This window comes from Algoriphagus resistens (assembly GCF_001442615.1).
In the GTDB taxonomy this organism is placed as follows: Bacteria; Bacteroidota; Bacteroidia; order Cytophagales; family Cyclobacteriaceae; genus Algoriphagus; species Algoriphagus resistens.
On the sequence record NZ_LMXN01000002.1, the window covers coordinates 297074 to 322676 of the forward strand.

General features: G+C 40.2%; 23 protein-coding genes. 8 read left to right on the forward strand and 15 right to left on the reverse strand.

Annotation, left to right across the window (positions count from 1 at the left end; translation table 11 throughout):
* Position 1: 1 nt before the first annotated feature.
* Together AS141_RS04595 and AS141_RS04600 are read right to left on the reverse strand one after the other, a co-directional pair.
* A complete protein-coding gene (locus tag AS141_RS04595; protein ID WP_057936455.1) occupies positions 2–208 on the reverse strand; it encodes a hypothetical protein in 207 nt (68 codons plus the stop codon).
* A gap of 1 nt (position 209) precedes the next feature.
* Positions 210–728, reverse strand: coding sequence for a DUF4920 domain-containing protein (locus AS141_RS04600; RefSeq protein WP_057936456.1), 519 nt, complete (start codon positions 726–728; stop codon positions 210–212).
* Positions 729–952: 224 nt separating this feature from the next.
* Between AS141_RS04600 and serA the strand changes: the two genes are divergently transcribed.
* Positions 953–2845, forward strand: a complete 1893-nt coding sequence (gene serA, locus AS141_RS04605) for a phosphoglycerate dehydrogenase (protein ID WP_057936457.1) — start codon at positions 953–955, stop codon at positions 2843–2845.
* 69 nt (positions 2846–2914) lie between these two features.
* Here the strand turns inward: serA and AS141_RS04610 are convergent, their stop codons facing one another.
* The 3 genes from AS141_RS04610 to AS141_RS04620 form a co-directional block, all read right to left on the reverse strand.
* Positions 2915–3361, reverse strand: coding sequence for a DinB family protein (locus AS141_RS04610; protein ID WP_057936458.1), 447 nt, complete (start codon positions 3359–3361; stop codon positions 2915–2917).
* 6 nt (positions 3362–3367) lie between these two features.
* Positions 3368–4108, reverse strand: a complete 741-nt coding sequence (locus AS141_RS04615) for an N-acetylmuramidase domain-containing protein (protein WP_057936459.1) — start codon at positions 4106–4108, stop codon at positions 3368–3370.
* Positions 4109–4184: 76 nt separating this feature from the next.
* The gene (locus tag AS141_RS04620) at positions 4185–5579 is read right to left on the reverse strand and encodes a DEAD/DEAH box helicase (RefSeq protein WP_057936460.1); all 1395 of its coding nucleotides are present in this window, start codon (positions 5577–5579) and stop codon (positions 4185–4187) included.
* 321 nt (positions 5580–5900) lie between these two features.
* Here AS141_RS04620 and AS141_RS04625 point away from each other — a divergent pair, with 321 nt between their 5' ends.
* Both AS141_RS04625 and AS141_RS04630 read left to right on the forward strand, forming a co-directional pair.
* Positions 5901–6392, forward strand: coding sequence for a GyrI-like domain-containing protein (locus AS141_RS04625; protein ID WP_057936461.1), 492 nt, complete (start codon positions 5901–5903; stop codon positions 6390–6392).
* On the forward strand, positions 6385–7776 hold the full coding sequence (locus AS141_RS04630; protein WP_057936462.1) for a carboxylesterase family protein: 1392 nt from the start codon (positions 6385–6387) through the stop codon (positions 7774–7776). The genes AS141_RS04625 and AS141_RS04630 overlap by 8 nt, the downstream gene beginning before the upstream one ends.
* A gap of 75 nt (positions 7777–7851) precedes the next feature.
* On the opposite strand, the gene AS141_RS04635 is transcribed toward AS141_RS04630, so the two are convergent.
* The 5 genes from AS141_RS04635 to AS141_RS04655 form a co-directional block, all read right to left on the reverse strand.
* A complete protein-coding gene (locus AS141_RS04635) occupies positions 7852–8193 on the reverse strand; it encodes a hypothetical protein (protein WP_057936463.1) in 342 nt (113 codons plus the stop codon).
* 58 nt (positions 8194–8251) lie between these two features.
* On the reverse strand, positions 8252–9919 hold the full coding sequence (locus tag AS141_RS04640) for a DUF6909 family protein (RefSeq protein WP_057936464.1): 1668 nt from the start codon (positions 9917–9919) through the stop codon (positions 8252–8254).
* A 142-nt stretch (positions 9920–10061) separates the two neighbouring features.
* Complete coding sequence (gene msrA, locus AS141_RS04645) at positions 10062–10640, reverse strand: peptide-methionine (S)-S-oxide reductase MsrA (protein ID WP_057936465.1); 579 nt, start codon at positions 10638–10640, stop codon at positions 10062–10064.
* Positions 10641–10681: 41 nt separating this feature from the next.
* The gene (locus AS141_RS04650; protein WP_057936466.1) at positions 10682–10924 is read right to left on the reverse strand and encodes a DUF3253 domain-containing protein; all 243 of its coding nucleotides are present in this window, start codon (positions 10922–10924) and stop codon (positions 10682–10684) included.
* A gap of 9 nt (positions 10925–10933) precedes the next feature.
* A complete protein-coding gene (locus AS141_RS04655) occupies positions 10934–11476 on the reverse strand; it encodes a class I SAM-dependent methyltransferase (RefSeq protein ID WP_057936467.1) in 543 nt (180 codons plus the stop codon).
* Between the two features lie 152 nt (positions 11477–11628).
* On the opposite strand from AS141_RS04655, the gene AS141_RS04660 reads away from it, so the two are divergent.
* Positions 11629–13560: an LTA synthase family protein gene (locus tag AS141_RS04660; RefSeq protein WP_157243390.1), complete on the forward strand. Its 1932-nt coding sequence runs from the start codon at positions 11629–11631 to the stop codon at positions 13558–13560.
* Between the two features lie 3 nt (positions 13561–13563).
* Here the strand turns inward: AS141_RS04660 and AS141_RS04665 are convergent, their stop codons facing one another.
* The 5 genes from AS141_RS04665 to AS141_RS04685 are packed head-to-tail and all read right to left on the reverse strand — an operon-like array spanning position 13564 to position 19367.
* On the reverse strand, positions 13564–14754 hold the full coding sequence (locus tag AS141_RS04665) for a hypothetical protein (protein ID WP_057936469.1): 1191 nt from the start codon (positions 14752–14754) through the stop codon (positions 13564–13566).
* The gene (locus AS141_RS04670) at positions 14754–15983 is read right to left on the reverse strand and encodes a YaiO family outer membrane beta-barrel protein (protein ID WP_057936470.1); all 1230 of its coding nucleotides are present in this window, start codon (positions 15981–15983) and stop codon (positions 14754–14756) included. Before AS141_RS04670 ends, AS141_RS04665 begins: the two co-directional genes overlap by 1 nt.
* A gap of 2 nt (positions 15984–15985) precedes the next feature.
* Positions 15986–17422, reverse strand: a complete 1437-nt coding sequence (locus AS141_RS04675; RefSeq protein ID WP_232424819.1) for a glycosyltransferase family 2 protein — start codon at positions 17420–17422, stop codon at positions 15986–15988.
* Positions 17423–17441: 19 nt separating this feature from the next.
* Complete coding sequence (locus AS141_RS04680; protein WP_157243391.1) at positions 17442–19001, reverse strand: hypothetical protein; 1560 nt, start codon at positions 18999–19001, stop codon at positions 17442–17444.
* A 3-nt stretch (positions 19002–19004) separates the two neighbouring features.
* A complete protein-coding gene (locus AS141_RS04685) occupies positions 19005–19367 on the reverse strand; it encodes a response regulator transcription factor (protein ID WP_057936473.1) in 363 nt (120 codons plus the stop codon).
* A 406-nt stretch (positions 19368–19773) separates the two neighbouring features.
* On the opposite strand from AS141_RS04685, the gene AS141_RS04690 reads away from it, so the two are divergent.
* The 4 genes from AS141_RS04690 (at position 19774) to AS141_RS04705 (ending at position 25601) form a co-directional block, all read left to right on the forward strand.
* Positions 19774–21468, forward strand: a complete 1695-nt coding sequence (locus AS141_RS04690) for an amidohydrolase family protein (RefSeq protein WP_232424820.1) — start codon at positions 19774–19776, stop codon at positions 21466–21468.
* Between the two features lie 97 nt (positions 21469–21565).
* Positions 21566–22951 carry an amidohydrolase family protein gene (locus AS141_RS04695; protein ID WP_057936754.1) on the forward strand — a complete coding sequence of 462 codons (1386 nt, stop codon included), beginning with the start codon at positions 21566–21568 and terminating at the stop codon, positions 22949–22951.
* Positions 22952–23046: 95 nt separating this feature from the next.
* Positions 23047–24348, forward strand: a complete 1302-nt coding sequence (locus AS141_RS04700; protein ID WP_057936474.1) for an amidohydrolase family protein — start codon at positions 23047–23049, stop codon at positions 24346–24348.
* An 86-nt stretch (positions 24349–24434) separates the two neighbouring features.
* Positions 24435–25601, forward strand: a complete 1167-nt coding sequence (locus AS141_RS04705; protein ID WP_057936475.1) for a C40 family peptidase — start codon at positions 24435–24437, stop codon at positions 25599–25601.
* Positions 25602–25603 lie beyond the last annotated feature (2 nt).

Sequence of the window (25603 nt, forward strand, 5' to 3'; positions counted from 1 at the left end):
TCTACCGAAAGATCTCATCGATATCGTAATCTTTTCCAATCCCCCATTGGAGTAATTCCTCTATTGTATAATATTCAAGTGTATCAAGGTCCTTTACTTTGAAATTGGTACCTCGAAGACGGGAAACTATCTCTACTTGCCGGATTTCGCCCATATTGATGAGCTGATATTTTCTGCCTACCCGCAAATTATCAAGAGCTATCGGCATATTATGCTTTGTCTTTAATGATCACTCCAACTGCTTCGAAGGTAATTTCACGCTTAGGCTCGCTGATAGCTTCCACCTCCTCTTTCGACTTCCCTTCATCCTCAGCGTAATGTCTCAGTGTCTCCACGTCAGTTTCAGTGAGTAGCGCTTTTCCTTCCAAGACCACAGGATATCCCTGAGATGTGGTCGGAACAAAAAATCCATAATCTTTGAAAGTCACGCGCATAGATTGTCCATTGGGAAGATCCATGGTCAGCCAGCATCCTTTTTTGGTGCAGACTTCATTTATTTTACCTGTGATCTTGCCTTCGAAATTGCCTTCTTTTTCTACAATAGATACCATCTCAGCAGGTGAAACCACTCCTGTTAACGCTACACTTGCACCGTAGTTCCCTGGTACTGTATCAGCAGCGCTTACTTCAATAGCTACTTCTTCCAGTACAGTTCCAGACTTCTGATTTTGACAGGCGGTACTAAATGCAATACCGAATGTGAGCACTACTAAATGCGAAATCTTCATAGCTTTATTAAATTTACACCCAAAAATACGTCTTAGAATTGAGGAGAAAAAGAAAAGCCAAAATGTTTGGTAAACTTCTACTAATTCAAAATTCCTGTCTATTTCGCTTATTTATTACAAATAAATCGATTGCGAAAAAGATTCGAAACAATTTTTTCAATAAAACTTCAATTTTTTTAACAATCCTGTAATTTTGCAATCAAATTAACCTATTGACCCTGCGCATGCCTCATCCAACAAAGTTCATTATTGATTTTGACAGCACATTTACTCAAGTAGAAGCACTGGATATTCTGGGAGAAATAAGCCTTCTCAATGATCCAGACCGGGAAGTAAAATTAAAAGCGATTAAGGAAATTACCGATAAAGGGATGGAAGGCAATGTCACCTTTCGTGACAGCTTGATCCAGCGCATAGATATTCTTAAAGCCAGCAAATCCCAAATCACTGATTTAATTGCTGCCCTGAAAAAGAAAGTCTCCAAATCCTTTGAGCGGAATAAGGAATTCTTACAGGATAATTCAGATAACATCTACATCGTATCCAATGGATTTAAAGACTTTATCATTCCCATTGTTGCAGATTACGGTATCCAGCACGACAATGTTTTTGCAAATGAATTTGTCTATGACGAATCGGATAATATTGTAGATTTCAACCGTGACAACCCACTTTCTCAGAATAATGGAAAAGCTGAGACCATCAAAAAAATCAATCTTGAAGGCGAAATATATGTGATAGGTGATGGTTATACTGATTATGAAATCAAGAAATCCGGTTTAGCCAATAAGTTTTATGCATTTACAGAAAATGTAAACCGTCCTAAAGTAACCAAAGAGGCAGATCATATAGCGCCAAGTTTGGATGAAATCTTATACGTCAATAATTTGAACACGAAATTCTCTTATCCGAAAAGCCGAATCAAGGTATTGCTCCTTGAAAATGTCCACCCAATCGGTGTTGATCTACTCAAAGAAGAAGGCTACGAAGTAGAAGTAGTAAGCTCTGCGATGTCAGAAGAAGAACTCTGCGAAAAAATCAAGTCGGTCTCTATTCTAGGAATTCGTTCTAAGACCAATGTCACAAAAAAGGTATTGGAGAATGCTAATAGACTAATCGCAGTAGGTGCATTTTGCATCGGAACGAACCAGATTGATCTTGAAACCTGCCAGGAAAAAGGGATTGCAGTATTCAATGCTCCTTTCAGCAACACAAGATCTGTGGTGGAAATGGCAATAGCCGAAATTATCTTCTTGATGAGAAATTTTGTAGATAAAACCGCTTCTATGCATGAGAGCAAGTGGGACAAATCTGCTTCTGGAAGTTTCGAAATCAGAGGTAAAAAGCTAGGTATCATAGGCTATGGTAATATTGGAGCACAGCTATCAGTCCTTGCTGAAAATATGGGATTGAATGTTTTCTATTACGATGTGATCGAGAAATTAGCTCTTGGAAACGCTACCAAAGTGGATTCATTGGACGAATTGCTTGAAACGTGCGATATTATTTCTCTTCATGTAGATGGTAGAAAAGAAAATCATAATATCCTGGGCAGAGAGAAAATAGAGAAAATGAAGCCTGGCTCCTACTTGGTTAATCTAAGCCGTGGCCATGTGGTAGATATCCCTGCTGTTCGTGACGCGATCCTTTCGGGAAGATTGGCTGGTTGTGCGTTCGATGTATTTCCTGAAGAGCCCAAGAACAACAAAGAACCATTCGTTTCTGAATTGATTGGCTTACCCAATACAATTTTGACTCCGCATATCGGTGGAAGCACATTGGAAGCTCAAGAGAACATTGCGCGATTTGTTCCTGGCAAAATCATGGAATATATCAACACAGGTAACACGTACAATTCTGTAAACTTCCCCAATATCCAGTTGCCTTTCTTACAAAATGCGCACAGACTAATTCATATTCACATGAACGAGCCTGGCGTGTTGGCAAAGATCAACCAGATCCTGGCAAACTTCGAAATCAACATCGTAGGACAATATCTGAAGACCAATGAGAAAATCGGATATGTAATTACCGATATTGATAAAGCCTATTCAACTGAAGCGATCGATGCATTGAAACATATTCCCGGAACCATCCGATTTAGAGTTCTTTATTAGGAATTAAGCAGTACAGAAAATAAGAAAAGTCCCGGAATCGGGACTTTTTTGTTGCCTTGAAAGCTGTCATCATTTATCAAGCAACCTTCTATGATAATTGATCTGCCCTAAATGATAGCTAAAATGGCCAAAGAGGTGAACCAGGAAAAAATTGTGAGACATTTTTCTTCCGAATACTTCCAAAGGATAGTCTTTCTCAAGCATACTTTCATCCAGACCTTCCAAACTGGCTGTCACTACATTTTGAAGCTTTTCTATTCCGGCAATCAACTCGGATTTCGGGACATTTTTACCTGCAAATTCGAAATCCCTATCACGTGTATAGTCAAAGCCACCTATTTCTTTCCCTACAAAATGTGACATATTTCCTATCAGATGTAGGCAAAGATTTCCTGCGGAATTTGCGATGCTTCCATCTACTTTCCACAAATTTTCTTCCTGGGAATACGCGCTGATTTCCAGTTTCAATTTCTCTGTATCTCTCTCAAAAAGTTTTATTAATTCTTCAAGTATCATAAGCTATTAGTTGATTGAATATTTCATAAAGGCCTTAACCATCTTTTCACCGTATTTATTCTTTGCATAACCCAAGCCATTACAGCATAAGGCGAATTTTACCCAGTTTTTACTTTGCATATACACCAGACAGCCATTTTTCAGGATATATAGACCGGACGCTTCTACGAGATTCCTCTCCGATGCTGAAGACAAAGCAGCCTCTCTAAAATCCGGATCTGTAGAGATCATAGCTGCTTTCTCTAGTCGCTCATATTCTCTAACTCCTCCCAGGCAATGATTATTGCTGAAATCCTTATCAAAAACAGTTTCGTTCGAAACGTTTGCAAAATCCTCAGGACTGATGCCTCTTGCTTTTAGTTGCCTCCAAAAAGTATGGCCCTCAAACAAAATTTTAGGTCTTCCATCAATTAAAAATCCCTTTCCAGAACTTTCTGCCACATTCACATCCTTTACAGCTGCAGGACAAAGCCGGTATCTTTTTGCAAAATCAATGAAGTCTTGCCCACAAAGGAAAATAGCTTTAAATTCTTCCGCTGCTTTTGTTTTCTCAACAAATAAGGTCCACTTTTTTAGTGCAATCTCTCCATCTACTATCAAGCGGCTCTTAGCCTGGAAGTCTTTGACAGCCAATTCAGTTTCCGATCCAAAATAACCTGGCGAAGGATTTCCATAACCGATTTTCTCCAAAAGTTCCTGCAAAAATGATAACGAGGAGCCTCTTGATCTGAGTCTTATGTACTGCATTGCCTTAAGATTTAAAAATAAAAAGTACTTCAATTTAAGTGAAGTACTTGGTAATCGCAACTACAAGTTCTGTTAATTACTCAGGGTCGACAACATTTTTTCTATTTCCGAATTTGCTTGGCTTCAGTCTCTTTGGCTCCGAAGAAACCTTTGGTTCAGTTGCATTTTTTACTTCAGCAGGCTCGCTTTGAGTCACCTTATGATTTTCTGTCCCGGCGTTTTCTCTTCTCGGAAAAGATTTTCTCTTCCCGGAAGAGCCTGATTTATTCTTTTTATTAAATCCGGATTTTTTGCCGGAACCAAAACCTGTTTTCTTTTTCTCAGCAGTTCCCGTATATTCTGGACCGGCTTCAAATCCCTCGGGGAGTGGATTTTGGGTAATCTTCATCCCAATCAGTTTTTCTATATTATCAAACTTATACTGATCCTTAGGATTAACAAAAGTAATAGCAGCCCCTTTTGCATCTGCACGGGCAGTACGCCCTACTCTATGTACATAATCTTCAGGATCAGATGGCGTATCATAATTGATTACCAGTTCTATCCCGACAACGTCTATACCACGGGAAATGATGTCAGTGCCAATCAGGATTTTGACTGATTTGTTTTTGAAGGCCGACATGATCTTTTCCCGCTCTACCTGCTCCAGGTCTGAGTGGAAAGCCTCAATATCGAAATGCTTTCTTAGTACTTTAAAGAGTGATTTTACTTTTTCCTTTGTAGAAGCAAAAATTATCACAGCTTCATAAGCTTTCTGGGAAAGTATATTTTTAACTAACTCTTCCTTCTGTGTGTCATACACAGAATACATAGCTTGGGTTACTCCTTCAGCCGTTTTACCGATAGCAATGGATATTTCGGCAGGATTGTTTAGAAACTTCATACTAAATTGCCTGATCTTGGGAGGCATGGTAGCGGAGAAAAGAACGGTCTGCCTCTCTTTTGGAAGGTAATTGACGATTTTCAGAATATCGTCCGAGAACCCCATATCCATCATCCGATCTGCTTCATCCAAAATCAAATGCTCAAGCGTAGACAAATTAATTTTGCCCCCTGCAAGAAGGGCAATAAGACGCCCAGGCGTGGCAACTATAATCTCTGCTCCAGTTTCCAGTGCTTTCTTCTGCTGTTCCCAGACGATCCCATCCCCGCCTCCATAAATCGGAATAGAGCTTATCCCCAGGAAATAAGCAAACCCCTGGATTTGTTGATCAATCTGAATGGCAAGTTCCCGGGTCGGCGCTAGAATAAGTGTATTCAAAGTGCTTGTTCCGCTCTTGCTTATTTTATTTAAAATGGGAAGTATAAACGCTGCTGTCTTACCTGTTCCCGTCTGGGCGCATGCGATAAGATCTTTGTTTTCCATGATGACCGGAATGGCCATTTCCTGGATTGGGGTTGGTTTTTCGTAACCCATTGCATCCAGTCCTTCCTGAAGCGAGGTTTCGAAGTTAAATGATGAGAAGTCCAAAATGAGGTGAGTGAAGTAGTATAAAAAGAGACGTACTTGTTTTTCTACGCCTTTCCAAATATAGCCCCTAATTGTGTAGAATCACAACTAGTTGACTCTCCCAAGATACGAAGAGTTGGCATAAATGTCAATTGTAGCTGCATGAATACTTCCTAAAATACCTTCATTGGTCTAGGGAGCAGGTTTTCGAAACTTCACCGACACCAGTTACCACGAAGAATAGATTGAATCCACTGAGGGCGGCTGTTGTATTTATTGTTATCTTAAATTTGCATTTTGATTGAACCCAACTGTGTGTGCTAATTTCCAAATGATATTCTGATGAATCCAACCCTACAAACGCTTTCTGAAACAAAACTCGTTGGAATAAAGATACAAATGAGCCTGCTGAATAATCGAACAGAAGAGTTATGGAAATCATTTATGCCACGTAAAAAGGAAATAGTTCCTAGCATTGGAAGCGAATTGTATTCGGTTGAAATATATGATTCTCCTTCCTATTTCGCTTCATTTAATCCTACAGGTGAATTTGAGAAATGGGCAGCGGTGAAAGTAGAAAAATTTGAAATTATTCCAGTAGGGATGAAAACAGTCATTATCCCAACTGGACTATACGCTGTATTTCCTTTTAAAGGAATAGCAAGTGAGGCTCCGAAACTGTATCAGTACATTATTGGAAGCTGGATTCCTGATTCAATTTATGAGTTAGACCATCGCCCTCATTTTGCACTCATGGGAGAAAAGTATAAAAACAATGATCCGGATTCTGAGGAAGAGTTTTGGATTCCGATAAAATCCCAGAATAATGGATAAAAGCGAATACAGTTTCGGGATATTTACCATGGTTTTGACCATGATAACTGGTTTTTTACTTGCAGCGGTATATTTGGGAATTGGAGCCAAGATGTTTTACCTGGAGATTTATAATTATTATTTCTTTCTCTCGGGTATCGTCTATTTCGCAGGAACTGCTGCCTTAGCTAAGTATTTCTATCATAAAGGCTACAGACTTGCCTTTTACACTTTATTGCTTACAGCCTTTTTCACCTTGTTTCAGATCCTTGTATTATATAAGATGATTCAAAATCGAAAGCTAGAAGGTTTATACTTTATCATAGTTATATTCTTGCTGTGCTCTTCGATTATTTTTGCTGGCACGCTCATTTTTTCTAATGCATCCCGACGAAAATGGCTTAAACCAGCTGGTATTCTTATTCTCATCAGCAGTGGTCTTCTGTTGGCAATCAGCTTGTTTGCTTTATCGATTCAAGACAATCCAACGCTTTGGATGCTAGATCAAGCTTCACGTTGGATATCCCTGAGCACTACACTGCTTCCGATCTTCTTTGTTCTGAATTTCCAGTTGGAATTGAAATCCACGGATAAAGTTGCTCCTAAAAAAGCAGATAACCGATTTGTTATTTTCAAATTTCTATTGCTTGTTTCTTTTCTGGCAAGCGGGTTTATTTTTCTTAGAGATAGTTATATGTCTCATTATTGGCAGGGAAAAAATCAGGAAAAAACCGATCAAATGAAAGAATTGTTTGATCAAAAGACGTTTGTTGGAAGCCTGGGAGATAGTCTGAATTACTTACTACTCAAGCCAGTTCATTTCGATTCCACAAAACAATATCCGCTAGTGGTATCTCTTCCTGCCGGGGGATATCATGGAAGTGCCGCACAAGTATTGTCAGAAAACGTGAATCGGCTAAAATACCCTGCTTATATCATGGTACCCTTCTGCCCTGATGGTGAAGGCTGGGGAGGTGTTCCCAATACTCCTGTCATAGATCAAGTCGTTTTTGAAGCTATCGAAGCCTTGGACCATACCGAAAACATCGATAAAAACCGCCGATATATTACCGGGGTATCCAGAGGGGCGTATGGAACCTGGCATTTTATCACTGCTAGACCCGATCTATTTTCTGCTGCTATACCTGTTTGTGGAGAAGGTAAACCTGCATTGGCTTCGAGAATTAAAGAAGTGGCCGTATGGGCTTTTCATGGAAGAAAAGATAAAAATGTCCCTGTGAGTGGATCAAGGGATATGATAGCCGCAATGGAAGGTGCTGGCGGGACCCCGCTTTACACAGAATATGAAAATGAGGGTCATAATATCTGGTATCAGGTAAGCAATGAGGCTAATTTATGGCCTTGGCTTTTTTCGCAAAAGAAAGATAAAAAAGATCAAGACTAGCTATCCATTATGTCGGATTTGTTGCTTTCTTATGTCTACTAGAGGAAGGTCGAAGGCTTATCTGACTTTTTTTTCTTAGTTGGATTCCTTGAACCCCAAGGCAATCATTCTCTCTTTCTGACTGACTGGAACTGAAATATTGATTCTGGTTCCTGTTGTACAAAAACATGCTTCACATCCCATTTGAATTCCATCACTAGTAATGGAAATCACCATTGCACCTATGACCCCTTCATCCATCAAGTAATTCTCCACAGCAGTTTGGGTTTCCTCATTGGTGTGGTTAGCATTAGAATTCCATGGATCAGCACACCCAGTTTGGTCCCAGTAAAACGCAAGGGTACTTAAGGGATTGTCATCACTACACCCTTGAAGAAAAAGGGCAACTACTAGCAAAAGACTTAAATAATATTTCATGGTAGGGCTTTATGAAAAGATGGAAAAAGGGCCAGATGTTACAATCCAGCCTACAATTTTAGCCAAAAAGCTTCTCCAGGATCTTATAGGTGATCAGGTATGTTGGTCTTACACCTTCCATTCCCAAAGCCCCGGAAGCTAACGTACTTCCAGTTTCCAGCGGATTATCTGAAGCGTAGTAAGCATAAAGTACTTTCACATTTGGACTGATGGACCTACGGATTTTTGAGGCAGATTGAATGGCCTTTTGGTAATGGGCACCTTCCATTTCCAATCCTACCGCATTCCAGGACGAATCCATAAAATAAGTAAGTATATCCTTATTCTGGAGAGATGTACCCAGGACGGAAATCATGGTTCCCGAATAAACCCCTAAACCAAAACCTTCAAAGTCACTCTTTTTCAGTTCATTTTTGAAAGGATAATTATCAGCAGTCCCTTCAAATACATGGGCATTGGGTATCATCAGATCGCCTTTTCCACCATAAAGTATTCCGGCTTTCCCCATGATGGATGTAGAGATAACATTTAAAGGAATGGATTTTTCATCTTTATTGTAAGGTTTTAAGAGTTCATCAAAGCATTCGTATGCCTGCTCTCCAAAAGCGTAATCCATCACCACGAAGACAGGTCTTTTCTCTTTCTCTTTTGGAAGTTTTACGCCGGGTATCAGCTCATCTTTTTCCAATAGAGCTGTGTCAATAATTTGGGCACCAATATTCGTCCCAGACTCATCGGGAAGATTTATAAATCCATGCTTGATGGCATATTTTTCTATTGCTGCCCCTTTATGGTTTTTGGCTTTGACAGAAATATCCATCACCACATTTTCCAGGGCTTCATAGTCTTTCAGACTGAGTAGCTGCGCCCCGTAAATCGTATTGACTACCGAATGGAGATTGGCAGAGATAATATGGATAGGACGCTTCAGTAAATCATGGTCGTCCAAGGCAACTTTAATTCTCCTAGCCCACATTTCTCCATAGACGTGATGTCCGATGCGCTCTCTAAGTGTAGTGGAGAATGATATTTCACGGTCTAGATTCTTGGTAGCTTCTTCCTGAGCTAGTTTCCCCATATGGTAAACGATAGAGAAAAGACTATTGGAATTATTGCTTTTTTCAAACTTGTCGACAGCCTGAACTGTCTCCTCGTAGGTTCTGCCTATAAGATGGCTTAAATATGCACTGGCAGCTTCTTTTTCAAAATCTTCACCTGCTGCTTCCTTTTGCACAAATTCCTCCAGCATAAGCCAATTGGTAGAAATCTTGCCTTTTGGATCAGTGCTGTTGTTATAGATTTTGTTTGACTCTATGTACAAAAATGTCAAGTGCGTCAAAATATCGTAAATATCTGAGCGGCCACGTGTCATCTCTACATACATTATATTTTCATCCAGTCTATAGCAATTACGCTTTCGTTTGGCTGGTACAATCGCCTCCAGCTTAGAAGTTTCATAGCCTTCACGACTGATTAATCGGACAAAACGGCACTCTTCTATTCCTCTAGGCAAACGTTCCATTACATAGAGCAATCCATCCAACTCGATTTTCTCATGATCTGTGACCAATCCGTAGATCTCAGGACTTAATACGCGAAGGGCCTCGACAAGACTTTCACCTGAAACTCCCATAGGTTTATAGCTACCTCGTGTAAAAAGGTGTCGCATCGTAATATACAATCGCTCGATCGCGGCTCTGGATTCATGTGCTCGGGTTCTTTTCATAATTGATTTATATTGGCCACATCTGTCTGCCGGCAGTCCGGTGGAATCTCACATGGCAGATAACCATCCCATTGTACGGCGCTTCGTGTCATGTTCGATTTCTTAAGTACACCTGTGTTTTGCAGGGCAAAAATAACAAATACTATTTTAAGCGCTCCGCAAAGAATTTCTTCAGCTTGTCCACTTTCGGTTTGATTACAAACTGGCAATAAGGTTCTGCTCCATTCTGATTATAGTAATCTTGATGATAATTCTCCGCTGGATAAAAATTAGTAAAAGCAGCAATCTCTGTCACTAGAGGATCTTCAAACACCCCGGACTCATTTAATTGAGTCTTAATTGTACTGGCCAATTTTTCCTGCTCAGGATTGTGGTAGAAAATAGAAGATCTGTATTGCGGGCCTGTGTCAGCCCCTTGCCTATTTAGGGTAGTTGGATCATGTGTCGCCCAAAAAACTTCCAAGAGCTCTGATAAACTTATCATAGAAGGGTCGTAATAAGCCTGAATTACCTCAGCGTGACCGGTTGTACCACTACAAATTTCCTCGTAGGAAGGATGCTCGACAAAACCACCGGAATAACCAGAAACTACTTTTTCAACTCCCCGTATAGGTAGAAAGACTGCTTCTATGCACCAAAAGCACCCTGCTCCCAGTGTAATAAGATCTAGCCCTTCAGGAATTTGCACAGCTGTCACAGGTAGTTTCAATTCGTTATCCATAGCTCAAATTTCTTATTGCCCTGCAAACTGAAATGAGTCCATTAAAGTTTGCCTGGCGGTAATATTTGCAAAGAAGCCTTGGAAGTATTAAATCCCTCCTGTTGATCATCCCTACCTATACTTATTAAGCCTTCTCTATACAATTCCATTGTTTCTCTATTCACATCTTCCAGAAATTGTTCCCAGTCTTCAGGAAACATCCGTTGTGCTACTTCGGATGAAGTGAGAATCCCACCTTTTTTTCGCTTAAGCATATCCAAAATGGCTGTTCTGAGCACTTCCATAGTTGCAATTCACCTACAGACCATCACAAATGCCGGAGGAAGATTTTTGAGGGTAAAACTGGTATTTACCATTTCGAAGTGCTTTTTGAACAGGTTTTTCAACAAATAAGAATAGCATATTTGAATAAAATAACCACTGGTTGTGAGTGCAGATTTACTTTGAAAAAGTATTTGATCCTTCACTTCAGGTGCGATAAAGCTGAAGGGCAGACTGGATAAAATGTAATCCGCCTTTCTTCCATTTAAATACTTATCAATATTTTCTGCGGAATCGTTAATTATTTTGACATTTTCTTGAGGAAATAGTTTATCCATGGAATTACAGAAAGATTTGCTGATTTCAAAAACCAAAAGTTCGGCATCCGGATCAAGCCTGTCTACAATTCCCTGAGTGATACTCCCATCTCCTCCGCCTAATTCCACTATCAATTTTGCACTTTTTATATTTGCTTGTGAAAGCATTTTATTTACAAGTGCTTTTGAACTGAAGGTCAAAGCCCCTGTAGTACTTAAATTGGAATACAACTCCAATAACAAATCTGATTTGCCCATATAATATTTGATTCTCTACTTGAAGATACCTTATTTTGCCCTATCTTTTCGGGCTTCACCCAAAAAGTTAACGCGTAAATATGGCCCAAAAGGCTGAAATTCGTTCTAATCTACCAGCAAAAATTCAGGCTACTCTAACCAATTTTTGGAGTATGTCACTGATTTTCTCAGTGTTAATGCTCTTACTAAGAGTAATTGAATTGGTATTAATTTTCAATACGCATACAATTCGTGTCACTTTTCAAGAAGTAATCGGCTTTAGTCTTTTTGATGATTTCAATTGGATTCTCTATTTTCTTGGTTTACTCTTTATCCTTCATGTAATTACTAGTTTAGTATCTGTTAGGTTTGCAAAACGCTTCACCCAAATCTGGTTAGTGATCGCTCTTTTGGCCCAAACTGCTTTGATTTTTTATTTTCTCAAAACTTTACAACCACTTGGAAAAGATCTTTTCGCCTACAGTATAGTTGATATAATTCTTACAGTCAGGTCCTCCGGACAGCTCAATGCTACGACAATTGTCGGTGGATTACTGGTGTGTACGGCCTTATTTTTAATTTTCAATTTTGCCAATAAGTACCTGGTTTTTAATACAAAACCAGCTCTGGTCTTTACCATTACTATGTACTGGTTTTTGATTTTCTTTTATTTTATACCTGTTACAGATTCGGATAAACTGGACGAAATAAAAACCAATATTCAGCTAAATAAGTCCAGGTATCTCTCTGAGCAGGCTTTTGACTATTTGGTGTATAAAGATGAGTATTACTTTGATTTTTATCTACGTGAACTCAATGATTCGTTATATGTGAAGAAGGAATACATTGATCCTGATTACCCATTTCTATACACTGCAGATTATCCCGATGTGCTGAGTCCTTATTTTGATAGCTTGTCTACATCTCCTGATATCGTATTTGTGCTGATAGAAAGCCTGGGCAAAGCTTACTCAGGTAAAGATGCTTACCTTGGAAGTTTCACACCTTTTCTCGATTCTTTGGAAAAGCACAGTCTGGTATGGACAAATGCAATCTCTTCTACGGGAAGGACATTTGGTATACTTCCGGGGTTATTTGCAGGGCTGCCTTATGGAGAAAGAGGCTTCTTGGAGCTTTATGAAGATTTCCCACCTCATCAGAGCTTACTAAGTGTCTTGCATAACAACGGTTATTCATCCAGTTTTTTCATTGGCACAGACATCAGCTTCGATCATGAAAAGGAATTTTTGGAATATGCCGGGGTATCAGAAATAGTTGATATAAAAAGTTTTGATCCGAAATATAAAAAAATGCCTTCCAATAGTGGTTTTTCTTGGGGATATGGTGATAAAGAGACCTTTAGCAATGGGCTTTCATTATTCCCGAAAAATGATGGTATGCCACACGTAGGTATTTTCCAAACCATTACTTCCCATGATCCCTATTTGGTACCTGAGCCGGAATTCTATTCCAAGAAGTTTGAAGATCATTTGGTAAACTACCTTAACCTCCCAGATGGTAAAAAAATGGAGTACAGGGATTATAAAAATATTTACATGACAATCCTGTATGCTGATGATGCGGTGAAGGATTTTATCACAGCATACAGCAAAAAGCCTGAGTTTGCCAATACGATCTTTGTGTTCACAGGAGATCATCGCTTGCCTGAAATACCAATGGCTTCCCGTATTGACAGATTTCATGTTCCCCTGATTATCTATTCACCCTTAATCAAGAGACCTTCTTATTTCAAAGGGATGGTAAGCCATTTTGAAGTAACCCCTTCCCTGCTGGCATTTTTGAAAGCACAACTAGGAATACAAATTCCTGAACAGAAAACCTGGATGGGGCAGGTAATGGATACTTCACGTGTATTCCAGTCCAAAATAGCTATGCCACTTATGCGGAATAAAAGCCAACTGATGGAATATTTAAATGGTGAATATTTTCTCTCTGATGACCAGCTTTTTGTCATAACAGATGGTTTAAATATAGACCCAATCGAAGATCAAAGTCTGAGAAACAAATTGACCGGTGAATTTGAGGATTTCAAAAACAAGAATAACTACATTATCCAAACACGTAAGCTGTTACCCGTTGAATGATTCTTATTCCGGTTTTTTTTTAGCGTATGTTCTTTCCAAAATCTGAGAAAGCAATGGATAAAAATAATTCCAATAAAAGCTTTCTCTATCTGTATAATCTGTTACCAGGTGAAGCCCTCTCCAGAGCACAGGCAGGCCTTGGAAGCGGGGGGATCCAGTGGAATTTTGCATATCAGAAAAGTCTCCGGCTAAATAATAGTATTGCCCGTTTCCCACATTTTTCACTACTGCGGCAGGAAAAAACCGTGGCAATCCCATATTCCTCAACTTCTCTTTTCCACGATCTGAAGGATCTATATCGTAATAGGAAATCACCTGATAATCACGATCTATAAGCACTATATCAAACCAATCGGGATAAGGTACTATTTCAGGAAGCTTAAATCCATGCTGATTGATTCTTTGTGTACGGATTTTGGGGGTTTCTCCAAAGTAATCCAACCCATTTGAAAATGCTTCCACACTTCCATTTTCATGGACGAAGGCTATGCCCGGACCAGAAGGTAACCAAGTATTTGCATGCTGTTCTACATACTGATTTATAAACCAATCCGGTATATCTTTGTTGACGGTAGTATCCATCTCATCAAAATATCTTGCGATCCAGCCTGTCCATTTTAATCCCATAAGATTCTCAAACTCAGTTCTAATACCTACAGGAGTCGGCGAAGCCATAGTGTTGAATTCTGCAATGATGGTTTTATTCTGCGTTGAGACTTCACGTAGTAAATTGATGTCTCCGCGATTCAATCCACCGTAAATCTTCTTTGATCTCTCCTCAGCATCCACTTTTTTAAAATCGTCCTCAAACACACCATACGTATCTGCAAAGTAGAGAACATCAAGGCTAGAAGCTTGTTTGGCCATCTCCTCTTCAGACAGATCCCTAAGATCCTTTGACCTGCCGTAGGTAGGTGTCTTATCAGGGAAAAACCCGAAGTAATCGCTATTTACCTTGTAGAACTCCCCATTCTGATTTTGAAACTTCCGATACTCCAGCGCCCAAAAAATTGCATGATGCTCCTGATAGCTATCCGTCGGAACAGTTTTATCCACTACTACTACCTCCAGTGGCCTGGAAGGATATATCAGCCATATTACATAGCTCATCAAAGGAATGATAATGATTAGGATAATGAGCGGCAGTAAGCGGCCAGCGTACAATTTAAACTCCTCTGTAACTATTTTTCTCATCAGAAGCGATATTCTAAACCCAATGAGAAATTCAGGTTGTTTCTAAAACGATCCGGACCAAGTTCATCATGGCTATAACCAGAGAACGCATAGACCATAAAGCGTTGTGTGACCAACTGCTGATAACCAACTCTTACACGGTAGGAATTCAGAAGCTGCGTGGGGTCACGGGTTTCCTCATCCGGGGATACTCCTGAACTCAATTGCGCTGAGAAGAAATCTTCTCCTGTTTTGAAATAATACCTTGCCTGAAAATTAGCAGAGATTCCAAGGCTGTTACCCGTTCCCGGGATCAAATTTCCACGTAGATTAAACCACCAGTTGCCAACATACTTGCCTACCGAAGCGGTGTAAATAGTGGTAGTTTCTGAAAATTGCAAGTACCTAAATCCTCCATCAATCTCCCAGGCTTTAGGCAAGTTGTAGTAAAGGGAGGCACCTACCCGAAACTCCGGAAAGAAGCTTGCTGAAGACCCCCCAATGTTTATATAGGCATACATTTTTTTTCCTAAAGAAGGGTATGCATCCAGTTCGAACAATGTGCCGTTATCATCATACCTAGAGGATTGAGTCACTCTTCCTATGAGAGTCCCTGTCAATTTAGTCCTTGTTCTTGCATAAAAAGAAAACGTATTCCATGATGAAATATCCCCTTCAAAGGAATCGTAATCATAAGTGGCCCCTACTGCATTATTCCTTCTGTATCGCTGTAAGGTTTGCATGTAGTCAAGTAAATCATCACTCTTGTATTTTTTCTCGAAAAGGTCTTCCGCTATATCATAGGCAGCATCGTACTCTTCTTTATAATAGAACAATCGAGACTCCTTGTAGCGCAACTCATTAGGTAGGGGGGCTCCAAGATTTGTTCTGGCTTTTGCTAAAACAGTATCTGCCTTGTCGTATTGTTCTGCCCAGGATAGATTATCCAGATATGCCGAATAACCATCCACATAGTCAGGAGAGGCTATAATGGCCCGCTCTAAGTAGATTGAGGCCGAATCGTTTTTGCCTTCCCAGGCATAGCTTCTTCCTACCAGGATTAGAATATCTGCATAATCAGGATACTTAGACAGTGCACGAAAAGCGATTTTTCTGCCTTCGATATACTTATCGTCTAAAATCAATGTCCTTGCCTGGGCAAGCAAAACATCTGGATCAAATGAATCCTGCGCTTTGAGAGCACATGAAAAAACAAAGGCTAAAACCAGAAGAGTAATTGTTTTTTGCATGATCAAGAGTTCAGTTTATTGGGTTCTATGCTCTTTTTGTCTTCAGATTTCTTAAATCCGGTCCGAATCATTTGGCCCCAGCCCCCCTTTCCTTTAATAAAATCCCAATGCCCTTTGAGCCCCCAAAAAACAATCTTTGGATGAACCATCATCGGTTCGAGGAAAGCGGTAAGGATAAGTTTATTTAGGTCTTTTTTGTCCTTGTAATTATTGTAGGAAATCTGCTCATATAAAATGCTGAATGAGGATACCAGGATGGACAATAAGTAAAGAACAACAAATAAAGCAACAAAATAGAATGCTGAGAAATCACCTAAAATAATCAGAGTTATCGTGTATATCACACCAAGTAGTTCTAAAACGGGAGCCATTTTTTCAAATATATTCCAATAAGGATAGGATAGCATCCCCATAATCCCATAGTTTGGGTTCAGACGAATCACATGATGAAGCTGTAATGTTTCAATTGTCCCACGTATCCAGCGATTCCTCTGCCTGGAAAGCACCTCCTCACTCTCAGGAACCTCGGTCCAACAAAGCGGATCCGGTACAAATGAAACTTTATGTGGAATATTACGCTCCTCCATATGTCGCCGCATACGAACTACCAGCTCCATGTCTTCCCCTACGGTTTTAGGAAAGTACCCTCCTACTTCCACTACTAGATCACGTTTGAAAAACCCAAATGCACCTGATATTAGCATCAGGCCATTTATTCTTGTCCAGGCCATTCTTCCCATCAAAAAGGCTCTACAGTATTCAATCACCTGGAACCTTCCTAAAAGTGTTGTCGGCACCCGGTATTTTGTTACCGTACCATCCTGTACATCACAGTTATTTGCAATTCCTATCACCCCTCCTACAGCTATCACCTGCCGGTTTGTCTCCTCCATAAAAGGCCTGACCATCCTGGTAATTGATTCATGCGAAAGGATACAATCTACATCGATACAGGCTAAAAGTTCTTTGGAAGAAACATTGATTCCCGTATTCAGTGCATCAGCCTTTCCTCCGTTTTCTTTGTCTATGACCACAAGCCTATTGTATGATCGGTTTTTGGATTTATAGATCCCCCGTACACGCTGAGCCGGAATTTCTTCACAATACGCAAAATCAGTAAGCTCTAATTCAAAGGCCTCTATCAGCTTAGCCAGGGTTTCATCCTTTGATCCGTCGTTGATTACAATCACTTCAAATTTCCCGTAGTGAAGAGAAAGGAGACTCTTCACATTCTGTACTATAGATTCACCTTCATTGTAAGCAGGTGCCAAAATAGAAACACCGGGGGCAATCGGGGAAGTGATGATATCCTGATAATCGGCAAATCTGTCCTTTCTTCTGTGATCCCGCATTTCCAACGCACTAAGGGTCATGATAAACAAGTAGATAACGATCACAGAAAAACTGAGGAAAAGAAATATAATCCCCGAAATTTCCATAATTAGATAAAACAAGAAACTATACATCTTTTAGTAAAGGGTCTAATAAGTGCTCGTTGATTCTTTGTATATCGGATGTTGAATTTTCTCTTATAAATGTTTCGTATAATTCTCTATGAAGTTGCTGGAGGCTTTGCATAAGAACTAGTTTGAGTTTAAAACCGGGAGAAGTTGCAAGTATCTCATAGATTAATAGTGCAGAGCTGTGATCTCCAATAGCTCCAGCTGCTCTGGCAGCAGCTGAGATCAACTCCATGTTGTCGGATTTCAAACTGCTATTAATCAGTTCTATTTCCGAGGGGATTCCTAAATACTCGAAAGTTTTTATAATCTCAATTTTCTCCAGATCAGGTGATGACTCAAATTTTTCTTCTAATTCTGCCAACAGATCAACAAGTCCCAGGATCCTAACCAGCTTATAGCCAAATAATCTAATACTTTGATTATGGGAGCTAAACAAACTATTTATATTTAGTCTTCTGGAAGAATTGAGGTATTTAATAATACGTAAATAGTTCATCTGCTGCCATCGTGAAAGCGGAAATGTCTGGTCTCGGAGAAACGATAAATCAACACTTTCGGAAAGATTCAATAGCGTAGCTACGGCTTGGGAGCGTATGTAAAAATTAGGAGAGTTGACAAGCTTCTTCACTTCCAATAAAGCTTCTGTTAAATCCATCTCATTAATCTCTACCAGACCTGTCACTACAGTGTCCCATTTTGAACTGCTCAACTTTTCAATTGAAATCTTGTCAAGGGCCAATCTTTTATAGAGCGCTTTTAACTTAAGCTTAAAATCGCCCTTCATTTTCTTATTCAATGCCAATATCCGCTCAACCAGCACATGTATGTAGAGCGGTTTTTTGAGTTGTTTTAGGGGGAAATTTCTATATAATTCCTCATCGCTCATGCCCTCTAATTCGTGTTGACTGTTCTCAAATAAAATTTCAGAAAGGTGCCCTATTATCTGCTCATCATACACAGATAATAGTTTTTCCTTTCTATTACTTCGGGCTTTGAAAATCAACATGAAGATGATCATCCCTAAAGCAAACAGAACAAAAAGGGTAATTGTGAGTACGACTACGAAAATCTTAAAGTCACCTAAATAAGAAAAAGTCCCAGAAAAGAATGGGGAATATCTTGTGCGTGTCGCCAGGGAAATAAAATCTTTTTCAGTTGAATTTGCTAGTTGTTTAGGTTCAATATCACCATTTCGAAGAAGATTTGAAACATACTCCTGTACTGCGGTGAAGCTGTTTTCTTCTTCATAGACCAGGAATTGAATCTCCCGGGTAACAGAATCTTCCCGCATTAGACTATCTCTTAAGAAAAGAGCCGTTGGGAACTCAGCAATTAAACCAGTTTCCGAAGTAGAATTACTTGTACTATCTGAAAAAAACTGTCCTGAATTGTCTATCAATCGAAATTGCAAGCCTGGGATTTCTTCCTGGGAAATCAAAAAATCAACGAATGAAGTTGAGTCAGGTAAGAATTGCTCTTCCTGACCAAAAACCAAGTCTGTTTTGATCATCAAAAACAGCAAGAACACGAATGTAACTGCGTTTTTAATAAGCATGAATTAAGACTTAAGAACGCGTTTTACACGGATAGCCAGCTCATTGGGATTGAATGGTTTGGGAATAAAATCAGCTACACCTAAATTGAATGCTTCCAGTACAGTTTTTTCTTCTTCCCCCAACGAGCTCAGCACAATAATAGGGACTTCCGGTTTTGTCTTTCTGGCATGATGGATGATTTCAATTCCATTCTTGAAAGGAATCATTACATCAGTAATAATCAAATCCAATGTTTCTGTATCAATGGCGAGAATTCCGGCATTCCCATCTTTTACCAATACAGTATCATAACCATCCTTTTTGAGACGGAATTGAACTAGGCTGGATATAAGTAAATCATCCTCGATGATCAGGATTTTTTTCATTCTTTGCGGGGTGACACTTGTTTCAAATATAGTATCTAAAGGTTAAAACCACGCTTTATTTACCAGTCAAATAAATTCATTTCTTCTGCCTTGAATGTTATATGATTTAAACAGTATTTCACATGTATTATCTTGCCATTAATCAAATAATGAACAGTAAAAAATAATTCCAAAAGGATTCCGAAATCCCTTTTATTAGCTTGCTTTTATAAATTAAACCATCAACTCCGGGGAGATTGAATCTGATAAAACCCTTGCAAGGACTGTCAATTATAACTTCAACCTTACCTCTTTATTTTAAAACCAATTCTATCACATGAAATCAAGCATGTCCCAGATGACACAGAGGGTTGAGTATACACCATGCGAGATTCCATGTGGCCTTTGAAAATCAAATTATAATCATATGAAAAAAGAACTACTGCGCGCAGGTGTTTTTTGCTTATTGGTCTCAGGCTGGCTTTCTTCTTCAATGGCTCACGCTCAGAGTGATCCATCGGGCAAGAAGCGAATCACCGATACCTATGCGATCACGAATGCAACTGTCTTCACGGCACCAGGCAATCCAGGAATCAAGGCAACTGTCCTTATTAACGACGGACTAATCCAAGATGTAGGAACCAACATTTCTCTTCCAAAAGAAGCAAAAACAATCGTAGGAGACTCTCTATTTATTTACCCTGCTTTTATAGCCGGTACAAGTGATGCAGGAATCATAAAACCAAATGACCCGGAAAGACCTGAGGATTTTGTCTCATCAAATCCCCCCGATGAGATCGCAGGTATCACTCCATGGAGATCTGCACTTGATCATTTTTCCCCGAAAGACAGTAAAATCGAAGATTTAAGAAAAACTGGGTTCGCTTTAGTGCAGATCACTCCTGCAGGAGGCATGCTTGCCGGTAAGGCCGCAATTATACTTTTGGGGAATGAAAATTCCACCAATTTATTGATACAGAACACTGCATTAGTGGCCAGCCTCAATGGGTCTAGAGGAATGTATCCTGCCACAGCAGTGGGTGTAATGGCCAAATTCCGGGAGGTATATGATAATACAAAACTTACCTCACAAAGATCAGAGATGTACAAGACAGTAACTGGATTGAAACGGCCAGAGATAACTCCTACCTACAGTGCAATGCAGGATGTAGTCACAGGAAAGATTCCAGTTTTGTTTTCAGCCCCTTCGGAATTGGAAATTAGAAGAGCAATTAGTCTTCAAAAAGAGAAGGGATTCAACTTGATTTTAACGGATTTGGAAGATTATGAAGGAGTAATAGATGTATTAAAATCTTCTGGTTCCAGTGTTTTAGTGAAATTAGAAATACCGGATGATAAAGCTATCAAAGCTCAAAAAGAAGATGCTACAGATGAAGTGAAAGTTTTGAATGCACGGGTTAAAGATGCGTATAATAAGGCACTTGCCCAAGCTGGCAAACTCGAAGAAGCAGGGATACCATTCGCCTTCTCCACAGTAGGGGTAAAATCCGAAAATATCATGAAAGCCCTCCAATCCATGATCGAAAATGGACTTTCCGAAAAAGCAGCTTTAGAAGCGCTAACAACTAATTCAGCTTCCATTTTAGGGTTAAGCTCCGTTGCAGGAACTATAGAAAAAGGAAAGATGGCAAATTTGATTTTAAGCACAGATTCAATCTTCGCGGAGAATTCCCAAATCAAACACATGGTAGTGGATGGTTATATTTTCAATTTTGAGACCAAGTCCAAAAAGAAATCTTCGAAAGATGGACATGGCGAGCAACCCAAAATTGAGGGAAATTGGGATTACACATCAGAAACTCCTGCAGGATCTTCGGGGGGAGAACTTAGTATTCAAAAAGAAGGGTCAGACTATACAGGGACTATTACATACGATGATCCTTCAGGATCAGGTAAGGCTACATCTCCTCTTAAAAATGTGGTTTTGGATGGTAGCACGCTATCGTTCTCCTTTGATATCACGGCAAATGGGATGGAGATAACTGTAGATGTATCCGGTGAAGTCAGCGATGGGAGCCTTGAAGCCACTATGACAGTAGGCGAGTTTGGATCATTTCCATTCAAGGGAACACTCAATCCAACTTTAATCGCAACCAAGTAAAGACATGAAATTGAGCAGGACTCAAGAGTCAGGCACTTGGATGATACTGATACATGCGAAATTCCATGTGCCCTTAAAAAAAAGAAATCATAAATACATGAAAAAGACAACATATTTTCTTGCCGCACTGTTGGGCTTGAGTATTCAAATTGCCTCAGCTCAAGTGAAAAAAGGTAGTGTATTGATAAAAAATGCAACCGTTCTTACCATCACCAACGGAACACTTGAAAACTCAGATGTTCTGGTCCAAGATGGTATAATCAAGAAAGTAGGGCAAAATATCAATGCACCAAAAGATGTCACTACAATTGATGGTACTGGCAAATACCTGATGCCTGGTATAATAGATGCACACTCTCATCTTGGTCTGGATGTAGTCAATGAAGCTACTGCACCGATAGTAGCTGAAGTTCGGATGAAAGATGTGGTAAATCCTTTTGAAGTAGGGATTTACAGGGCTCTGGCCGGGGGTGTTACTATTTCCCATGCTATGCATGGATCAGCAAATGTGATTGGCGGACAAAATGCAACTTTAAAACATAGGTGGGGATCTACTGACCCAGCAGATATTATCATGCAGGATGCCCCTAGAACAATCAAGTTTGCATTGGGCGAAAACCCAACAAGAGTTCACGGGAGAGGAAACGGAATTCAGCCAAGGACTAGAATGGGTGTTGAAGGCATTCTAAGGAACGGGTTTAATGAAGCTATTCAGTATAAGAAGGCCTGGGATGAATACAACTCCGCTTCGTCCCAAAAAAACAGTAAAGCGCTACCGCCTGTTCATAATGAAAGACTTCAGATTTTGTCAGATATTTTAGATGGAAAAATAATTATCCACTGCCATTCCTATCGTGCAGATGAAATCTACATGCTAATCAATGTGGCAAGGGATTTTGGAATTACAAAATTGGTATTTCAGCATACCAATGAAGGGTTTAAAGTGGCTCCGGAGATAGCAGAATACACAATGGGAGCATCAGTTTTTGCAGACTGGTGGGCTTATAAGTTTGAAGTTTATTATTCTACTGCCTATAATGCTGCTATTTTAACAGAAAATGGTGCCATCACCTCAATCAATTCTGATGATGCAGAATTGATTCGCCACCTGTATCACGAAGCAGCAAAGACACAACGCTACGGCGGCATGACTGATGACCAAGCTTTATCTATGATTACTATCAATCCAGCCAAGCAGTTAGGCATAGACGAGAAGGTAGGTTCCATAGAAGAAGGCAAGCAAGGTGATTTGGTGCTGTTCGAGGGACATCCTCTTTCTTCTTATGCAGTTCCACAAATGACATTCGTGGATGGAGTGAAGTATTTTGATATCAAGGAAGACGCAGATGATCAGCGGCTAAAAATCAGTCCTACTCAAATGGTTGAGGAAGTGACTATCTCCACGGATCATGAAGATCGATGTATGCAAGGAACGGAAAGTCTTTTTGAGACTACCAACTCTTTATTCCTATTAAATCAATAAACACATGAAATCGAGCATGTCGAAAACGACACACACCGGGATGATTATAATGCATGCGAGATTCCATCTGACCATTTTGAAACAACTATAAATAGATGAAAATACTAAATAAAACCTTTTGCGCCCTAATTCTTGCATTGTTGCCGATGGTGGCAGCTGCGCAAATAGATGGGGAAGTGATCAAACCAAGATCCGGTAAGTTCTTATTGCAGAATGCGACTGTGGTAACTATCACCCAAGGAGTGCTGAACAATACATCCGTTTTGGTAGAAGATGGGAAAATCAAGGAGGTCGGAGCTAATATTGCCGCTGATGAAGCTGAAATAATAGACTGCAGCGGGAAATTCATCTATCCAGGAATGATCGATGGAGGCACAAAGCTAGGGCTAGTGGAAGTCAGCTCAGTGGCCGAAACTGTTGACTATGCAGAAATCGGGGATTTCACCCCTAACATGCAGGCTTTGACCGCAGTAAATCCTAATTCAGTTGCTATTCCGGTGACAAGAGTTTCTGGTGTCACCACCGTTCTCACTGTTCCTTCCGGAGGATTATTCCCCGGTACTGCCGCTTTGATCAACTTGAATGGATACACTCCTGATCAGATGTTTGCCGGATTTAAAGGTGTGGTGATGAATTTTCCAAGCTCTGGCCGAAGAGGAAGGTATGACCGCAGATCAGATGAAGACATCAAAAAGGCGAGTGAAAAAGCACTTAAGGAGGCAGATAAACTTTGGGAAAACGCGAAAAACTACAGTACACTTGCGGCAAATGGTGCAGAACTGGAATATTATCCAGAAATGGAACAGCTTGCCAAAGCGACAACAGGTGAGCTCCCATTGTTGATTGAAGTAAATACAGCTTCTGATATCCAGGCAGCCATCAAATGGGTAGAAGGAAAGGAAGCTAAGGTGATCTTTACAGGGGTGGCGGAAGGCTGGAGAGTAGCCGAAGCAATCGCTAAAGCGGGTATCCCTGTAATTACCGGTCCCATTCAGGCGCTTCCAACACGAGAGTCTGACCGCTATGATGCTGCCTATGCCAATGCTGGAAAAATGGCAAAAGCAGGAGTGAAATTAGCTATCAGAACTGATGAGCAGGAGAATGTGAGAAACTTGCCGTTTTTTGCTGCTTTTGCTGCTGCTTATGGCCTGGGAAAGGAAGAAGCCTGGAAAGCTGTAACCATAAATCCTGCTGAAATCTTTGGGTTGGCAGACCAATATGGATCTGTTGAAGCAGGTAAAACTGCAAATCTTATTGTTGCCGATGGTGATCCGTTCGAAACCAAGACAAATATTCTTCATGTATTTATTGAAGGATACAGAATGCCGCTGTCCAATCGACAAGTTAGGCTTTATCAAGAATTTTTGGAGCGGTCCCCAGGATTGAAGATGAATTAATTCCGAAATGAGGCGTTTTTAAAAACCGCAAGAACAATCCTGTATTATTGGGCTTTTCTTGCGGTTTCGTTTATTTTGCCTGTATTATGAAAAGAATATATATCCCAAATCTTGTATTTCTCATCGCTGTGCTAGTTTCCTGCAAAACCGATGAAAACAATGTACTTGTAAGTGATTTAATTGAAGCAAAACGAGCGGAAGTGGCCCCTGATAAACGTGTGGCGCTTTGGGATTTGACATTTGAAAATGACACGCTAAAAGGCCAAACTGATCAGCCGGAAGCTTTGGATCAACTGGTCAAAGAAATCAATTCCCTACAGATCAATTTTACCGATGCTGTCTTACGTTTGCCTGATGCACAGCTTGGAGAAAAGACCAAAGCTTTGGTCACAATCTCTGTGGCCAATATCAGAAGCAATCCCAAGCACTCTGCCGAACTTGCCACTCAAGCGCTTATGGGAACTCCTTTAAATGTCCTTAAAGAGGATGATGGGTGGTTTCTTGTCCAAACTCCAGACGGCTACCTTTCCTGGGTAGACAGGGCGGGGATTCATTTGATGGATGAGGCGGAATTAGAACATTGGTTTAGAGAACCTAAAGTTGTTTTTACAGCCCTTACAGGCCATGTCTGGCAAAATACAGACCAGACAGAAATGGTTTCAGACCTTGTGGCAGGAAATATCCTAACACTTCAAGAAGAGTCCAACGATCAGTTGAAGGTAAGCCTTCCCGATGGTCGACAGGGATGGATTTCCACTAAGGAGGTCCAGAACTGGGAAAGCTGGATAGCGTCAAGAGAGACATCTCCGGAATCCCTGATTTCTACAGCTAAGCAAATGATGGGGACCCCTTATCTGTGGGGCGGTACTTCCATTAAAGGTGTGGATTGCAGTGGGTTCACCAAGACCATCTATTACCTCAATGGACAGATTATCCCGCGTGATGCATCCCAGCAGATCAATGAGGGTGAGCTAGTGGATGCTGACAAAAACTGGGAAAACCTTCAAGTGGGTGATTTGCTGTTTTTTGGGGTAAAAGGAACAGCTGAGAAGAAAGAAAGGGTAGTTCATGTAGGGATGTGGATAGGAAACGGAGAATTTGTCCATTCCAGAGGTTTGGTGAGAATATCAAGTTTTGACCCAGAGAGTCCGAATTATGATGCGTACGAACTTGGTAGGTATCTTCGAACTAAGAGAATTGTAAATGTTCCTTCCGAACACATAGTATCCGTTGCAGAGCTTTTAACCAACTAATA

Coding starts and splice junctions, on each gene's coding strand:
- AS141_RS04595 (WP_057936455.1), bottom strand. CDS start 208: ATGCCGATAGCTCTTGATAATTTGCGGGTAGGCAGAAAATATCAGCTC.
- AS141_RS04600 (WP_057936456.1), bottom strand. CDS start 728: ATGAAGATTTCGCATTTAGTAGTGCTCACATTCGGTATTGCATTTAGT.
- serA (WP_057936457.1), top strand. CDS start 953: ATGCCTCATCCAACAAAGTTCATTATTGATTTTGACAGCACATTTACT.
- AS141_RS04610 (WP_057936458.1), bottom strand. CDS start 3,361: ATGATACTTGAAGAATTAATAAAACTTTTTGAGAGAGATACAGAGAAA.
- AS141_RS04615 (WP_057936459.1), bottom strand. CDS start 4,108: ATGCAGTACATAAGACTCAGATCAAGAGGCTCCTCGTTATCATTTTTG.
- AS141_RS04625 (WP_057936461.1), top strand. CDS start 5,901: ATGAATCCAACCCTACAAACGCTTTCTGAAACAAAACTCGTTGGAATA.
- AS141_RS04630 (WP_057936462.1), top strand. CDS start 6,385: ATGGATAAAAGCGAATACAGTTTCGGGATATTTACCATGGTTTTGACC.
- AS141_RS04635 (WP_057936463.1), bottom strand. CDS start 8,193: ATGAAATATTATTTAAGTCTTTTGCTAGTAGTTGCCCTTTTTCTTCAA.
- AS141_RS04640 (WP_057936464.1), bottom strand. CDS start 9,919: ATGAAAAGAACCCGAGCACATGAATCCAGAGCCGCGATCGAGCGATTG.
- msrA (WP_057936465.1), bottom strand. CDS start 10,640: ATGGATAACGAATTGAAACTACCTGTGACAGCTGTGCAAATTCCTGAA.
- AS141_RS04650 (WP_057936466.1), bottom strand. CDS start 10,924: ATGGAAGTGCTCAGAACAGCCATTTTGGATATGCTTAAGCGAAAAAAA.
- AS141_RS04655 (WP_057936467.1), bottom strand. CDS start 11,476: ATGGGCAAATCAGATTTGTTATTGGAGTTGTATTCCAATTTAAGTACT.
- AS141_RS04660 (WP_157243390.1), top strand. CDS start 11,629: ATGTCACTGATTTTCTCAGTGTTAATGCTCTTACTAAGAGTAATTGAA.
- AS141_RS04665 (WP_057936469.1), bottom strand. CDS start 14,754: ATGAGAAAAATAGTTACAGAGGAGTTTAAATTGTACGCTGGCCGCTTA.
- AS141_RS04670 (WP_057936470.1), bottom strand. CDS start 15,983: ATGCAAAAAACAATTACTCTTCTGGTTTTAGCCTTTGTTTTTTCATGT.
- AS141_RS04675 (WP_232424819.1), bottom strand. CDS start 17,422: ATGGAAATTTCGGGGATTATATTTCTTTTCCTCAGTTTTTCTGTGATC.
- AS141_RS04680 (WP_157243391.1), bottom strand. CDS start 19,001: ATGCTTATTAAAAACGCAGTTACATTCGTGTTCTTGCTGTTTTTGATG.
- AS141_RS04685 (WP_057936473.1), bottom strand. CDS start 19,367: ATGAAAAAAATCCTGATCATCGAGGATGATTTACTTATATCCAGCCTA.
- AS141_RS04690 (WP_232424820.1), top strand. CDS start 19,774: ATGAAAAAAGAACTACTGCGCGCAGGTGTTTTTTGCTTATTGGTCTCA.
- AS141_RS04695 (WP_057936754.1), top strand. CDS start 21,566: ATGAAAAAGACAACATATTTTCTTGCCGCACTGTTGGGCTTGAGTATT.
- AS141_RS04700 (WP_057936474.1), top strand. CDS start 23,047: ATGAAAATACTAAATAAAACCTTTTGCGCCCTAATTCTTGCATTGTTG.
- AS141_RS04705 (WP_057936475.1), top strand. CDS start 24,435: ATGAAAAGAATATATATCCCAAATCTTGTATTTCTCATCGCTGTGCTA.